The sequence below is a fragment of the Streptomyces sp. NPDC006450 genome, assembly GCF_040612195.1.
Classification (GTDB): Bacteria; Actinomycetota; Actinomycetes; order Streptomycetales; family Streptomycetaceae; genus Streptomyces.
Genome location: NZ_JBEXPT010000150.1, coordinates 1 through 13,879 on the forward strand (window position 1 = coordinate 1; position 13,879 = coordinate 13,879).

The following is a 13,879-nucleotide window of genomic DNA, read 5'->3' on the forward strand; positions in this document are numbered from 1 at the left end:
AGCGGGGCCCGGTCGGCCGCGCCGCCGAGGAACGCGGCCAGCTCGGCCGGGGGCCGGGCCGGGGGAGGCGGCGCGGGCGCCGAGGGGGTCGCCTGCCAGGCGTGCAGGGCGTCGACGGCCGCGTGCACGACGTCGGCGCACGCGTCCACCGCGAGCGCGGTGAGGTCCTCGTAGTGCAGGTAGAACGTGGCCCGGCCGACGCCCGCCCGGCGGACCACCGCAGAGACGCTGACCTCGGCGAGCGGCCGGTCCGCGCACTCGGCGAGGAGGCTCTCGCGCAGCCGGGCCTTGGTGCGGGCGGTGCGGGGGTCGGTGCGGGGGTCGGTGCGCAGGGTGGCGTCCGCGCCCGGTCCGGCGGGCGACCGCGCGCCCTGTTCGCGGGAGGTCATCCCGCGAGCAGCGCCGCGCCGAGGGCGAGGGCGCCGGGCAGGGCCTGGGCGACGAGGATGCGGCGGTTTGCGGTCGCGGCTCCGTACACCCCGGCGACGATCACGCAGACGAGGAAGAAGATCTGCGTGGCGAGCGAGTCGATGACGAGCGACCAGACCAGGCCGGCGGCGAGGAACCCGTTGTAGAGGCCCTGGTTGGCGGCGAGCGGGGCGGTCAGGCGGGCCGTGTCGGCGTCGAAGCCGGACAGGGCGCGGCCGGGCGGCCGCTGCCACAGGAACATCTCCAGCACCAGGATGTAGGCGTGCAGTGCGGCGACGAGGCCGATGAGGATCGTTGCGACCGTGTGCACGGCCACCTCCCTGGGGGCGGGGCGAGCGGGGAGCGGTCCTCCCCGACTTCCTGGACAACTGTACAGGAAGTCGGTTCGCGGCCGGCGGTCCGCGGCGCGGCTACGCTGACCGCATGACTGCGCACGTATATGAAGACTTCGCCCCCGGACGCCACCGCGAGGCCACGCTGATCCGGCACGCGCTCGGCAGCGTGCACGAAGAGGCCCTGGTCGCGGGCCTGGCGGGCGGTATCGGCTTCATGTACTTCGTGTTCGAGTACGCCGGCCACCCGCCGATGCCGACGATCGTCGCCCAGGCCCACCCCGACCCCTGGGTCCAGGTCGCCCTCGGCCGCCTGCGCATCCCGTACGAGGCCACGCGCAGCGCCAAGCCCCGCTGGAACCGGGTCGAGGCCGCACTCGACGCCGGGGCCCCCGTGTTCTGCACCGTCGACCGGTCCGGCCTCCCCTGGCACGGCCCCGCGCCGATGGCCGAGCTGGCCGCCGCCGATCCGTACGTGGTGGCCGTGGTCGGCTACGACGGGGACACCTTCCACGTCGACGACCCGGCGGCCGGTCTGGACGGGGCCGGCGGTCCGTACGCGATCGGCCGCGAGGAGTTCGGCGCGGCCTGGTCCGGGCACAAGAAGGGCCGCCACCAGATGGTGGTGACGACCGGGAAGCCCGCCGGCGAACCCGACCTGGACGCGGCGATCGCCGCCACGGCCTCCCGCCTCACCGGGCCGGTGCTCGGCAACCACTTCGACGTCAACTTCGGCTTCTCCGGCATGGAGAAGTTCGCCGCGCAACTGCGCGACACGAGCACCAGGACCGGCTGGGAGCGCCGCTTCGCGACGCCCGAGGCCTTCGCGCTGGGCACGCGGCGGCTGTACGCCTGCCTGGAGGAGGAGTGGACCGCCCCGGGCGGCACCCGCCCGCTGTACGCGGACTTCCTCGACCGTGCCGGGCACGGCGAGGCGGCGGCGCTCTTCCGCGACTCCGGGCAGCAGTGGTCGCGGCTCGCGGAGCTTGCCCGTACGGCGGACCCCGAGGCGGACGCCGCGGGACGGCGGGAGCTCTTCGACGCCTGCGCCGAGCTCGTGGACGGCGCCCTGGTGCTGGAGCGGCGGGCGGTCGCACTGCTGCCGGAGGCCGCGCCCGGGGAGTGATTCGCCCGGTGGTCCGGGGCCGCCCCTCCCGCGTCAAAAGCGGCCCGGCAGCGCCGCGCCGAAGCCGGCCGGGAGTGCGGTGAGCTCGGCCGCGGCGCACGCTTGCAGGAGGCGTCGTCCGCGGGAGCGTCGCATGATCCCGCGTAGCTCGAGGGACAGGAGACATCGTGAAGGACCTCAAGTTTGAGCAGAAGGGCTCCCTGTCGCGCCTCGAGGCCGCTGATCAGCTCTCCGCACTGGCGGAGGCGCTGAGGCAGGGCGGCAACGTCGAACTGGAATTCGGCTCCGGGACGCTGAGCCTGCAGGTCCCCGACGAAGTCAGCACGGAGATCGAGGTCGAGGTCGGCGACGGGCAGGTCGAGCTGGAGGTTGAACTCAAGTGGCCCACCGTGCAGTCCGAGGCCGCGCCGTCACGGGCGAAGCGGCCGGCCCGGACCAGGGGCAGGGCGGACCGGACGTCGTGACGTGCGCGTCGCCGACGGCCGAGCGTGCCCGATGAACCCGACTGACCTGTCGTCATGACCGAGGTGGGTTCGCATGGCCCGCAGCACCGCCGATGACGCCGGGCGGCGACATCCCCGGCTCCCGCGACGCATCGGTACCTGGCCGGCCGTGGGAGTCACGGTGGCCGTCCTCGTCGCCGCCAACCTCGCCCTGAACCGCTGGTCGGGCCCGTGGGGCCTGGTGACGGCCGTCGTGGTCAGCGGCCTGCTCCTCGGCGTGGTCCGCTGGGCCGGCGGGACCCTCGCGGACGCGGGTCTGGCCCGGGGCACGCTGGCCCGCGGCGCCCGTTGGGCGCTGGTCCTGATCGGCCTGGTCGGTCTCGTCTACCTGGCCGGGGCCCTGCTGCCGGCCACCAGGGGCCTGTTCGAGGACCGGCGGTACGAGGCGATGGACGGGGGCGAGGTGATGCTCCGCGTGTTCGTCCTGGTGCCCGTCGGCACGGTACTGGTGGAGGAGATCGCCTTCCGCGGCGTGCTCTACGGCCTCGTGCGCCGCGCCCGCGGGGCGGTCCGGGCGACCGCCGTGTCGAGTCTGCTGTTCGGGCTGTGGCACGTGCTGCCGTCACTGCACCTGGCGTCCGCGAAACCGGCCGTGACCTCGGTCGTCGGCGACTCCGGCCTCGGGACCGTGCTGGCGGTGCTGGGGGCCGTGCTGTTCACGGCGGCGGCCGGCGTCCTGTTCTGCGAACTGCGCCGCCGCAGCGGCAGCCTGCTGGCTCCCATGGGCCTGCACTGGGCGGTCAACGCCTTCGGCTACCTCGTCGGGTACCTGCTGCGCTGAACGGCGGCGGGGCGGGATCAGTCCTGCGGGGAGACGATGTCCTTCAGCTCGTTCAGGTCCTGCGCGGTGAATCCGCCGGGCCGCATGATGTCGTTCCAGGCGTCGACGTACGCGGCCTTGTACGTGTGGCCGTGGCCGTCCGGTACGCCGGTCGAGAACGGAAGGTCGGCGGTGACCTGCCAGAAGGTCACGAACGGGATCCAGACCATGGCTTCGAGCACGTCCGAGCCGGGCCGCTCCCCGATCCAGTCGGGCTCGGTGAGAGCCAGGCTCGGGCTCCACCAGACGATCGGGTCGGACGGGTGCATGAGGTAGACCACCCGCGGACCGTTCCACGGCCGGTCCTCCGGAGGGGTCCCGGTGGCCGGATCGTCGGTGAACCGGACGGTCCGCCCCTCCCGGTAGACGGGTTCGATCTCGGGACTGCCCGGGTCACGGTGGTCGCTGAACTCACGGAACAGCGTGTTGAAGTTGGGCGGCCCGACGAACACGGTGCCGGCGGTGCGGTTGCGCAGGTCGGCCTCCCCGCTGAAGGCCGTCTCACCTCCGAACGACCCCAGGCTCTCACCGGCCACGAACAGGCGCGGGCGCTGGTCCGGGGGCAGCTTGGACCATGTGTCGTAGACCGCGTCGAAGAGATCGCGGCCGGCCTCGCGCGCCTTGGACTGGTCCACCAGGTACGACATCCACGACGGCAGGTAGGAGTACTGGATCGCCACGGTGGCCGCGTCGCCGTTGCCCAGGTACTCGAAGGAGTCCACGGCGGCGGGATCGACCCAGCCGCTGCCCGTGGTGGTCATCACGAGCAGGTTCTCGCGGGTGAAGCCGCCCGCCCGTTCGAGGTCCGCGACGGCCCGGGCCGCCCGGGTCTCCGTGTCGTCGGAGGTCTCCAGCCCGGCGTAGGCGCGGATGGGCTCCTGCGCCGTGCGGTGGGTGAACGCGCCGATCTCCTGGGCCGAGGGTCCGCCGTCGGCGAACGCCCGGCCCTGCCGGCCCAGGGAGTCCCAGGGCACGGTCGAGCCCGGCCCGCCCGAGCGCAGCGCCGACGTGGGCTGGTGCACGCCTTCCGGGGTCTCCGTGTCACGCAGCGAGAAGGCCTCGTTGGCCGCGGTCACGAAGCTGCTCAGCAGCAGCCCGGAGAAAGCCGCCCACGCCAGGCCGGCCACCAGGAGCCAGCCGACCACCCGCGCCGCCCGCCCGCCGATCCAGCGATCGAGCAGGTCCGCGGCCCGGTGGTACAGGGCCCGGAGCCCCCGCCCGGCCAGGAGCAGGAGCAGGAAGACGAGGGCGGCGACGACGGGGCAGGCGACGGTGGCGAGGGCGTTGTAGTCGGTGACGCCCATGAGCCGGCGGATCTCGTGCTGCCAGTACTGGCCGAGCCCGAACGCGAGGCCGAAGAGCACGACCGCGGCGACGATCAGGACGAGCCACGACCGGCGCGAGGGACTGCGCGCGTCCCGGTCGGCGAAGGCGCGCCACACGTAGGCGGCGACCACGCCCAGCCCGTAGCCGATGGCCGCGCTGATGCCGCAGACCAGTCCCTGCAGTACGCCTCCGCGGGGGAGCAGCGACGGTGTGAAGGACAGACAGGCCAGAAGGAGCGCTCCCCAGCAGCCGGGCAGCGTCAGGCGGGGCCGCAGTCGGTGTGCGCGGGCCGGTCGCTCCTGTGCGGGAGAGACCGGCGGGTCCTGGCTCATGGCGTCCTCCACGGTCATGGTGCCCCCGCCCTGTCGTTCGTGCCATCCGGGGTGAGGGCCCTCATGTCGGGCCGGTGGGCGGGAGACCGTTCCCGTCGGTGCCCGGTGCGGTCCACTGCGCTCCGGTGCGCAGCCGGAAGGCGGCGACCGCGGCCTCCACGGTGGGGAAGAAGTGCCGGGGGTCGATGGTCCGGGTGAGTTCGTAGGCCTCGATCTTCTGTCGCACCGGGTCCTTGAGTTCGGCGAACACGAGGTGTACCCCGTTCGCGTTGAGTGCCGCGTCGAGCTCTTCCAGGATGTCGGCGGCGGTGGTGTCCACGTCCGTCATCGGCTCCGCCGCGACCACGATCCAGCTCGGCCGCGGGTCCGCCCCGGCCAGCCGCCTGACCTCGTCCCGGAAGTTCTTGGCGTTGGCGAAGAAGAGCGGGGCATCGAACCGGTAGATCACCAGGCCAGGCAACTGCTCGGCGTGCGGGTACGAGCGGATGTCGTGATAGCCCTCCAGACCCCGGACCCGCCCCAGCACGGTGTCGTACGGCCACCAGGCCCGCCGGAAGACGTTGAGTACGGACAGGGCCACGGCGATCGCGATGCCGGGCAGCACGCCGAGCAGGGCCACGCCGACGAAGGCCGCGAAGCAGAGCAGGAACTCCGCCCGGCGCTGGTGCCACAGCCGTACGGCTCCTGGTACGTCGGCCAGCGACAGCGACGCGGTGATGACCACGGCCGCGAGGGCCGGCTGGGGGAGGTCGCGGAACAGGCCCGGCACCACCACGAGCATGAGGATGATGAGCGCCGCCCCGACGACCCCGGTGAGCTGGCTCCGGGCGCCGGCCCGCTCCGCCACCGCCGTCCGGGACCCGCTGCTGCTGACGGGGAAGCCCTGGAAGAGGGCGGCCGCCAGGTTGGCCGCACCGACGCCCGCCATCTCCTGGTTGCCGCGGACCTCCTGGCCGGTGCGGGCCGCGAAGGCGGACGCGTTGGAGATCGTGTCGGCCAGCGACACCAGGGCGATGCCCAGCGCACCGCCGAGGAGCGGTGCGAGGTCGGCGAGCTCCACCCTGGGGAGCGTGAACGGCGGGAAGCCCTCGGGCAGTACGCCGACCAGGCCCACGCCGTGCTCGTCCAGGTCGAGGACGGCGGCCGCGGCGATCGCCAGGACCACCATCACGAGCACCGCGGGAACCTTCGGCAGGAAGCGCTGCAGGACCAGGATCAGAGCGATCCCGCCGAGGCCCACGGCGGCGGCGGCCGGCACCACCGCTCCGTCGGCGATCTTCCTCACGAGCCCGGCGCACTCGCCGATCAGGTTGTCCGCCTCGACCTTGAAGCCGAGCAGCTTGGGGAGCTGGCCGATGAGAATGGTCAGGGCCAGGCCGTTCATGTAGCCGATCATCGTCGGTTTGGAGATGAGGTCGGCGACGAAGCCGAGCTTCCCCACCGAGGCCAGGATCATGATGGCCGCCACCATGACCGCGAGCATCGACGCGAGCGCGACGGCCCGTTCGGGATCCCCGTCGGCCGCCACCAGGGGCAGCACGGTGGCGGCGATCATCGGGCCCAGGGAGGAGTCCGGGCCGAGCACCAGGATCCGGGAGGGCCCGAACACCGCGTACCCGAGCATGCAGAGGATCGTCGTGTAGAGGCCGGTGACGGCCGGCAGGCCCGCCAGCTCGGCGTAGGCCATGCCCTGCGGCACCAGCAGCGTGGTCAGGACGACACCTGCGACCAGGTCCTTGGGCAGCCACTCGCGCCGGTAGGACGACACCGCGCGGATCCCGGGAACTGCCCGGAAGCGGGAGAGTACCCCGTGCCCGTCGTGCCGGTTCGTCACGGGCCGGCCTTCCTCACGCAGTCCTCGACCGGCGGGCCACGAACTTGCCCAGCTCCCATACGAGCAGGAGGGCGACGGCGGCCAGCAGTGCCCAGCCGAACTGCCGCGCGTCGATCTCGGTCGTCCCGAGGATCCGCTGGAAGCCGTCCATCTGGGTCACGAGCACGGAGAGCACGAGCTGGGCCAGGGCCACCCAGTTCATCTGCTTGCTGTCGAACGTCGAGGCCGTCAGCACGGATTCCGTCTCGCTGCGGCACTCGAACGCCGCCACGATCAGGCAGAGGGAGAAGGCCGTGAACGCGATCGACTGGCCCGTCGCGACGCTGTCGTAATGGCTCTGGCCGAGCCGGATCAGCCCGAGCAGGAGGACGGTGATCGCCAGCCCGCCGAGCCCGACCGTGATGAGCACGGGCCGCGTGAGCACCGATTCCCCGCGCGGGCGCGGCCTGCGCCGCATGAGGCCGGCGCTTTCGCGGTCGAAGCCGAGCGCGAAGCCGAACGAGGCGTTGACGACGAAGTGGATCCACAGCACCTGCGGAGGGGTGAAGGGCTCACCCGCGGCGATGTTGAAGACGGTGGCCCCGAGGAACGTCAGCACGAAGGTGACCAGCAGGAGCAGCACGAACCGGATGTACTTGGTGAGGTTGTCGTAGATCGTCCGGCCCTGCTCGACGGCGTAGACGATCGTGGCGAAGTTGTCGTCGGAGAGGATCATGCGGCCGGCGTTCTTCGCCACGTCCGTGCCGCTGCCCATGGCGATGCCGATGTCGGCGGCCTTGATGGCGGGCGCGTCGTTGACACCGTCCCCGGTCATCGCCACGACCTCGCCCTTCTTCTTGAGCGTGTTCGCGAGCAGCACCTTGTGCTCCGGGGCGACCCGCCCCACCACTCCGATCCCCTCGATGCGGGCGATCTGCTCCTCCTCGCTCATGGCGGCGAATTCGGAGCCGAGCACGGCCTCGCCGGGGATCCCGATCTGCCGGGCGATCGCCGCCCCGGTCGTGACGTCGTCGCCGGTCACCAGGCGGACCCGGATGTGCGCCGCCTGCGCGTCGGCCACCGCGGCCCTGGCCTCCTCGCGCGGCGGATCGACCATGCCGACGAGACTGGTCATCCGCAGTTCGGTGACGTACGCGAGCAGGTCGCCCTCCGGGTCGAAGCCGTCCGGGTCCAGGTCACGCATGGCCGCGGCCATCACCCGCCGTCCCTCGCCGCCCATCCGCTCGTTCTGCGCCTCGGCACGGCGGAGCAGCTCGGCGTCCCACGGTACGGTCTCGCCCGCCGCGAGCGCGGTGGCGGCCCGCCCCATCACCGCGGGGGCCGCCCCTTTGACGAAGCAGCGCACGACCTGCCGCCCGGAGGCGTCGACGGCCGAGTGGAAGGTGGCCATCAGCTTGTACTCGGGGTCGAACGGCAGCGTGGCGAGCCGGGGGAGGGCGTCCCTGGTGGCGTCGGTGTCCAGGCCGGCCTTGTGCGCGAGCACCAGCAGTGCCCCTTCGGTCGGATCGCCCACCACCTCGCCGCCCACCAGCTTGGCGTCGCTGGCCACCACGTACGGCAGGATCGCGTCCTCGATCCCGGCGGCGGACCCGGCGGCGTGGTGGATCTTGCCCTCCAGGCCGTAGCCCGTGCCCGACACCGTGTACCGGTCGGTGGGGCTCAGCACTTCGACGGCGGTCATCTGGTTCATCGTGAGGGTGCCGGTCTTGTCCGAGTTGATGGCCGACGTGAACGCCAGCGTCTCCACCGACGGCAGTTCCTTGACGATGGCGTTCCGCTTCGCCAGGTTCAGGCTCCCGACGGACAGGATCGCCTGCGTCACGGTCGGCAGGGCCTCGGGAATGGCCGCGATGGCCAGCGAGACCGCGCTGACGAACAGGACGTCCCAGGCCTGGTCCCGCTGCCGCCCCAGGGCGAACATCACGATCATGGTGAGGCCCGCCGCCCCCGTGATCCACAGGGTCAGCCGGTCGAGCTCCCTGGTCAGCGGCGGCACTTCCCTCTCGGTGGCCGACAGCATGCCGGAGATCTTGCCGAGCTCGGTGTCCGCACCGGTCGCCGTGACGATCATGACACCGCTGCCATGGGTGACCGGGGTGTTCATGAACGCGGTGTTGGTCTGGTCGCCGGGCGACCTCGCGCCGCCCGGCAGCGGGCCGGTCTCCTTCGCGGCGGGAACGCTCTCACCGGTGAGCGCCGACTCGTCGATCTGCAGGGCGCTGGCCTCGACGAGACGTCCGTCCGCCGGTACCTGGTCCCCGGCGGAGATGAGCACGACATCTCCGTCCACGAGCTGCTCGGAGGGGATCTCGGCCTCCCTGCCGTCCCTGCGCACCCGGGCCGTCGCCTTCATCATCGACTTCAGCGCGTTCATGGCGCTCTCGGCCTTGCCCTCCTGGCGCAGGCCCACCACCGCGTTCAGCAGCGTCAGTACGATCAACAGGATCGCGGTGGTCCACTCCTGGATGACCAGCGAGACGATGGCCGCCGCAACCAGGACGATCTGCATGTAACTGCGGTACTGGGCGAGGAAGCGGCGCCAGGCCGGGGGCCGCTCCTCCTCGGGCAGGGCGTTCGGGCCGTGCGCGGCCAGGAGCTCCGCGGCCCGCGCCGCCGACAGGCCGGCCGCGGGATCGACGCCGAACGCCGCCATGACCTCCTCGGGGGAGCGTGCGTACCAGCCGTCCCCGGCATCCCGGGGCTGTTCCGCGAGGGAATCCGACTGCACCGTCATGGTTGTGCCTCCGATCCGGGGCCGCGTACGCATCCGGGCCCGCCGCTCGCCGTCCGAGGGCCGCTAGCCACGCTTCTTCTTCGGCTTGCTGCTCGGCTTGCCGTGCCGGGCGGTGTACGGATCGGCCTCGGCTCCGGCCGGGGCCTCCCGCTCCAGGCTCCGCTTCGTGACCAGGAGATCCTTGCGGGCCTCCTCGCCCACATCGGGGTACTGCGGATCGATGTCCATCAGGGTGTGCGCGAGGACCGCCGCCGAGCAGATCCGCGCGAACCACTTCCGGTCCGCCGGCACGACGTACCACGGCGCCCACTTCGTGCTCGTGGCCGACAGCATCTCGGAGAACGCCTCCTGGTAGTCGTCCCACCGGCGCCGCTCCCGGACGTCGGCGGCGGAGAACTTCCAGTTCTTCTCCGGCAGGTCGATCCGTTTCAGGAAGCGGGTGCGCTGCTCCTCCTTGGACAGGTTCAGGAAGATCTTCACCACCTTGAACCCGTTGTCCGTGAGGTAGTGCTCCCAGCGGTTGATCTCCCGGTAGCGCCGGTCCCAGAGGTCAGGCCCGAGCACGTCCTGCGGCAGCTTCTGCCGCAGGAGGACTTCGGGGTGGACCCGTACGACGAGGACCTCCTCGTAGTGCGAGCGGTTGAAGATGGCGATCTCGCCGCGCTGCGGCAGCCGCCGGGCGTAACGCCACAGGTAGTCGTGTTCGAGTTCCTCGGAGGACGGCACCTTGAAGCTGCTGACCCGGACGCCCTGGGGGTTGACGCCGCTCATCACGTGCCGGATCGTCCCGTCCTTGCCCCCGGCGTCGAGTGCCTGGAGGCAGAGCACCACGCCGTACGTGTCCTGGGCCGCCAGCCGCTCCTGGTACTCGGCGAGCAGCGACACCCCGGTCCGCAGCAGTTCGGTCCCGTCCCGCTTCTTCATGCCGGCCTTGTAGCGGGGATCGAAGTCCCGTTCCAGACGCACCTTCGACCCCGGTCGCACCCGCAGCGGCTCGATGAAGTCCGCGATGCGTTCGGCTCTGTCGTCGGACATCAGCGCTCGTCCCTTCCCCGGTCCCCGGCGGTCACGGCCCGTCCCCCGCTGTGTCCGGGGTGCTTCCGGTGGCGGCGGCGAGCGCCTTCCGGGACCGGCGCTCGGCCAGGATCGGGACGTACTTCCTGACCCTGGCCCGCCGGTACGCGTCGTACGCGGCCTCGACCGTCGCCTCCACGGTGTCCGCGTCGACCCCCGGGTAGGCCACCTTCAGCCGGGCCACGGTCATCCGGACGGACACGAGCTCCTCCGGGGTGGGTGACCGCTCATCCGTCGTTCGCGCCCCAGGATCTTCCCGGGCGGGCGGGGTCGCGGTCCGTTCCGCGCCCTGGAGCGTTACAGGTGCCATATCCCACGACCTTCGGATCGCCGATCCGCGCATGCCGACATCGGGTGAGGGTGTACGTCATGGTGATTCTCCGCCAGACGGGACAAGATCGCCCATTGGGTGCACGGCTGCGGGGTGCCCTGCCGCGATGGTGGCGGCGTTCGAGACCGAAGGGCGTCGGCCACCCCAACCGATCCACCCGGCCAAGCGCCGACAAGCCCGCAGGTCGGCATCGGCCCTGGCAAAGCCGGCCCTACCTGGTCAGACGTGGGAAACGCCGACCGCCCGTGGAGGCGTCCTCAGAGGTGGGCGTCGAGGAACACCCGGAACTCCTGGGCCGTCATCGGGCCGGGCTGGGTGGCCACCGGTTCACCGCCGGCGATGAGGACGGCCGTCGGAGCCCCTGTCACCTCGTACCGCTTGGTCTGCGCCGGGCAGCGGGTGATGTCCACGCGCACCGCCGTCAGCCGGGTCCCGTACTCCTGCGCCAGATCGGCGACGACCGCGTCCATCGCGCGGCAGGGCCCCAGGGCCTTGGGCCAGCTCCCGCAGAAGTAGGCGAGCACCGGCCCGTCCGTCATACCGAGGATGAACTCGAACTCCTGGTCCTCCAGTGGCTGGTGTACCCGACGTGCCATGGATGGTGCTCCGCTTCGTGTGCCGTGCGATCCGAACGGGTCCCATCATCGCCGCTCGGCCCGCCGGGGCGTTGTCAGTGGCGTCTGTGAAGCTGACCGGTATGGACGACAGGATGCTCCGGCGCCGGGTCTACGGCGCCGACCACGACGACCCCGACCCGGGTCCGCTCCCGGGGCACGCCTACGGAGAACTCGTGGGCGGACCCCTCGACGGACTGCTGCTCGACATCACGGGCTGGAGCGGCGCGCAGCTCGCCGAAGAGGCCAGGCTCCCCACGGAGATAGGGCGGTACGGGCCCGGCGGCCGGGCGCACTACCGCCGCCGCGCCGGCGATCCCGGTCACTGGGACTGGACGGGCGACAGCCGCTGAGGCAGCGGCAGTCGGGGCAGCGGGCAGTGGCTGGCAGGCGCCGGGCCGCCTTGACCGGGCGGCCTCAGCCCGCCGCGTTCAGGCCGACCTTGCGCGCCCACAGCACCAGCGGGATCTGGAGCGGCAGCCGTCCCAGGGCCACGGCCCGCAGGGCGGGGGAGCGGTGGCGGGCGTCGGCGGCCATCTTGACGTTCGCGGGGAACACGCCGACGAAGAACGCCGCCGTCGCCAGCGCCGCGACCCGCCGGGTGCGCGGGTGGGCCACGCCGGCCGCGAGCGCGAGCTCCGCCACGCCGCTCGCGTACGTCCACTGGCGCGGGCTGCCGGGCAGCGAGCGCGGCACGATCGCGTCGAACTGCCTGGGCTTGACCGCGTGGGCCACCGCCGCGCCCGCCAGCAGGCCGGCGAGCAGGAGCGGGGAGGAAGGTGTGCGCGGCATCGGGGATCCTCTCGGAGGGGCCTGGGGCCCGGCGATCCTACTCGCCGGTAGCCCGGCGGGGGCCGGCGCCCGGAATCCGTGCCGACGAGCGCGCCCCGAAAAGCTCCGAAGATTTTTCCGGGAAGCTGTCGATCCCGGCGTCTCCCGTTCGACGCAGGGGTGAGAGGCGGGGAGAGCCCCCGTCCTCCACCACCGAGGAGTCACCATGCCGCGCTTCCTTTCGCTCATCCGCATCGACGAGCAGAACCTCACCCCCGACACCCCCTTCCCGGCCGACTTCAACGACCGCATGGGCGCCCTGATGGAGGAGATCACCAAGGCCGGGGTCATGCTCGACACCGCCGGCCTGCTCCCCACCTCCGAGGGGACCAGGGTCACCTGGTCCGGCGGGAAGCTCAGCTACACCGACGGGCCCTTCACCGAGACCAAGGAGGTCGTCGGCGGGTACGCCCTCATGCAGTGCAAGGACAAGGACGAGGCGCTGGAGTGGACCAAGCGCTTCCTGGAGATCCACCCCGAGAACTGGACCGTCGGCGCCGAGCTCCGTCAGCTCGACGGAAGCTGACGCCCGGCACCGCCCCGCGCCGTTTGCCCTGCCTCGTCACGGCTGCTCTGATGGGTAGCCGTGACGGCAGTGAGTGCGACCCGAGCGGTCGAAGCGGTGTTCAGGATCGAGTCCGCGCGGATCATCGCGGGCGTCGCCCGGATCGTGCGCGACGTCGGCATCGCCGAGGAGATCACCCAGGACGCACTGGTCGCGGCGCTGGAGCAGTGGCCGGCCTCCGGGGTGCCCGACAAGCCCGGGGCCTGGCTGATGGCCACCGCCAAGCACCGGGCCATCGACCTCGTCCGCCGCAAGGAGACCTACGCCCGCAAGCTCGCTGAGGTGGGCCGCACCCTGGAGGACGTGCCGCCGCCGGAGGAGGACGGCGCGCTCGCGGACCCCGAGTCCATCGACGACGACCTGCTGCGGCTGATCTTCACCGCCTGCCACCCCGTCCTCGCCACCGACGCCCGCATCGCGCTGACCCTGCGGCTGATGGGCGGCCTGACGACCCAGGAGATCGCCCGCGCCTTCCTCTGCCCCGAACCGACGGTCGCCCAGCGGATCGTCCGGGCGAAGCGGGCGCTCGGACAAGCCGCGGTGCCCTTCGAAGTCCCGTACGGAGCGGACCGCGAAGAGCGCCTCGCATCCGTCCTGGAGGTCATCTACCTCGTCTTCAACGAGGGCTACTCGGCCACGGCCGGCGACGACCTCGTCCGCCCCGCCCTGTGCGAGGACGCCCTGCGCCTCGCCCGGGTCCTGGCCGGCCTGATGCCCAAGGAACCCGAGGTGCACGGCCTGGCGGCGCTGCTGGAGTTCCAGGCCTCGCGGATCGCCACCCGCACCGGCCCGGACGGGGAGCCGGTGCTGCTCGCCGACCAGAACCGGGCCAAGTGGAACCGGCTGCTGATCCGTCGCGGCGTCGATGCCCTGCACCGGGCGGGCTCCGGCCCCTACTCCCTCCAGGCCGCCATCGCCGGCTGTCACGCCGACGCCGTCCGCTACGAGGACACCGACTGGCGGACGATCGCCGCCCTCTACGGACGGCTCGTCCTGCTGATCCCGTCACCGGTGATCGAACTCAACCG

The 13,879-nt window shown here is 72.2% G+C and carries 15 protein-coding genes; 6 read left to right on the top strand and 9 right to left on the bottom strand.

Annotated elements, in window-relative coordinates:
- Positions 1-389, bottom strand: a 389-nt coding sequence (locus ABZY57_RS29175) for a TetR/AcrR family transcriptional regulator (RefSeq protein ID WP_356516957.1), incomplete at its 3' end; no start/stop codon positions are given.
- On the bottom strand, positions 386-739 hold the full coding sequence (locus ABZY57_RS29180) for a DUF1304 domain-containing protein (RefSeq protein ID WP_356516959.1): 354 nt from the start codon (positions 737-739) through the stop codon (positions 386-388). The genes ABZY57_RS29175 and ABZY57_RS29180, both read right to left, overlap by 4 nt.
- Positions 740-852: 113 nt before the next feature.
- Between ABZY57_RS29180 and ABZY57_RS29185 the strand changes: the two genes are divergently transcribed.
- The 3 genes from ABZY57_RS29185 (at position 853) to ABZY57_RS29195 (ending at position 3,171) form a co-directional block, all read left to right on the top strand.
- Positions 853-1,887, top strand: a complete 1,035-nt coding sequence (locus tag ABZY57_RS29185; RefSeq protein WP_356516961.1) for a BtrH N-terminal domain-containing protein — start codon at positions 853-855, stop codon at positions 1,885-1,887.
- 167 nt (positions 1,888-2,054) lie between these two features.
- Positions 2,055-2,351 carry an amphi-Trp domain-containing protein gene (locus tag ABZY57_RS29190; RefSeq protein ID WP_356516963.1) on the top strand — a complete coding sequence of 99 codons (297 nt, stop codon included), beginning with the start codon at positions 2,055-2,057 and terminating at the stop codon, positions 2,349-2,351.
- 73 nt (positions 2,352-2,424) lie between these two features.
- The gene (locus ABZY57_RS29195; protein WP_356516967.1) at positions 2,425-3,171 is read left to right on the top strand and encodes a type II CAAX endopeptidase family protein; all 747 of its coding nucleotides are present in this window, start codon (positions 2,425-2,427) and stop codon (positions 3,169-3,171) included.
- Positions 3,172-3,188: 17 nt separating this feature from the next.
- Here the strand turns inward: ABZY57_RS29195 and ABZY57_RS29200 are convergent, their stop codons facing one another.
- The 6 genes from ABZY57_RS29200 to ABZY57_RS29225 all read right to left on the bottom strand — a co-directional run bounded on the left by ABZY57_RS29200 (position 3,189) and on the right by ABZY57_RS29225 (position 11,437).
- Positions 3,189-4,868, bottom strand: a complete 1,680-nt coding sequence (locus ABZY57_RS29200) for an alpha/beta hydrolase (RefSeq protein WP_356516969.1) — start codon at positions 4,866-4,868, stop codon at positions 3,189-3,191.
- Between the two features lie 61 nt (positions 4,869-4,929).
- A complete protein-coding gene (gene sulP, locus ABZY57_RS29205) occupies positions 4,930-6,702 on the bottom strand; it encodes a sulfate permease (RefSeq protein WP_356516971.1) in 1,773 nt (590 codons plus the stop codon).
- Positions 6,703-6,715: 13 nt separating this feature from the next.
- Positions 6,716-9,436 (bottom strand): HAD-IC family P-type ATPase, encoded by a 2,721-nt coding sequence (locus ABZY57_RS29210; protein ID WP_356516973.1) that lies wholly within the window; start codon positions 9,434-9,436, stop codon positions 6,716-6,718.
- Positions 9,437-9,499: 63 nt separating this feature from the next.
- The gene (locus ABZY57_RS29215; RefSeq protein WP_356516975.1) at positions 9,500-10,471 is read right to left on the bottom strand and encodes a polyphosphate kinase 2 family protein; all 972 of its coding nucleotides are present in this window, start codon (positions 10,469-10,471) and stop codon (positions 9,500-9,502) included.
- 31 nt (positions 10,472-10,502) lie between these two features.
- Positions 10,503-10,712, bottom strand: a complete 210-nt coding sequence (locus ABZY57_RS29220) for a three-helix bundle dimerization domain-containing protein (RefSeq protein WP_356516977.1) — start codon at positions 10,710-10,712, stop codon at positions 10,503-10,505.
- Between the two features lie 386 nt (positions 10,713-11,098).
- On the bottom strand, positions 11,099-11,437 hold the full coding sequence (locus ABZY57_RS29225) for a thioredoxin domain-containing protein (protein WP_356516979.1): 339 nt from the start codon (positions 11,435-11,437) through the stop codon (positions 11,099-11,101).
- Positions 11,438-11,538: 101 nt separating this feature from the next.
- Here ABZY57_RS29225 and ABZY57_RS29230 point away from each other — a divergent pair, with 101 nt between their 5' ends.
- The gene (locus tag ABZY57_RS29230) at positions 11,539-11,808 is read left to right on the top strand and encodes a hypothetical protein (protein WP_356516981.1); all 270 of its coding nucleotides are present in this window, start codon (positions 11,539-11,541) and stop codon (positions 11,806-11,808) included.
- Positions 11,809-11,872: 64 nt separating this feature from the next.
- Here the strand turns inward: ABZY57_RS29230 and ABZY57_RS29235 are convergent, their stop codons facing one another.
- Positions 11,873-12,247, bottom strand: coding sequence for a hypothetical protein (locus ABZY57_RS29235; RefSeq protein ID WP_356516983.1), 375 nt, complete (start codon positions 12,245-12,247; stop codon positions 11,873-11,875).
- Between the two features lie 205 nt (positions 12,248-12,452).
- Here ABZY57_RS29235 and ABZY57_RS29240 point away from each other — a divergent pair, with 205 nt between their 5' ends.
- Entirely contained in the window at positions 12,453-12,812 is a 360-nt protein-coding gene (locus ABZY57_RS29240) for a YciI family protein (RefSeq protein ID WP_266875698.1), read from the top strand.
- A gap of 69 nt (positions 12,813-12,881) precedes the next feature.
- Positions 12,882-13,879: DUF6596 domain-containing protein (locus tag ABZY57_RS29245; protein WP_356516985.1), on the top strand; the 998-nt coding region annotated here is incomplete at its 3' end.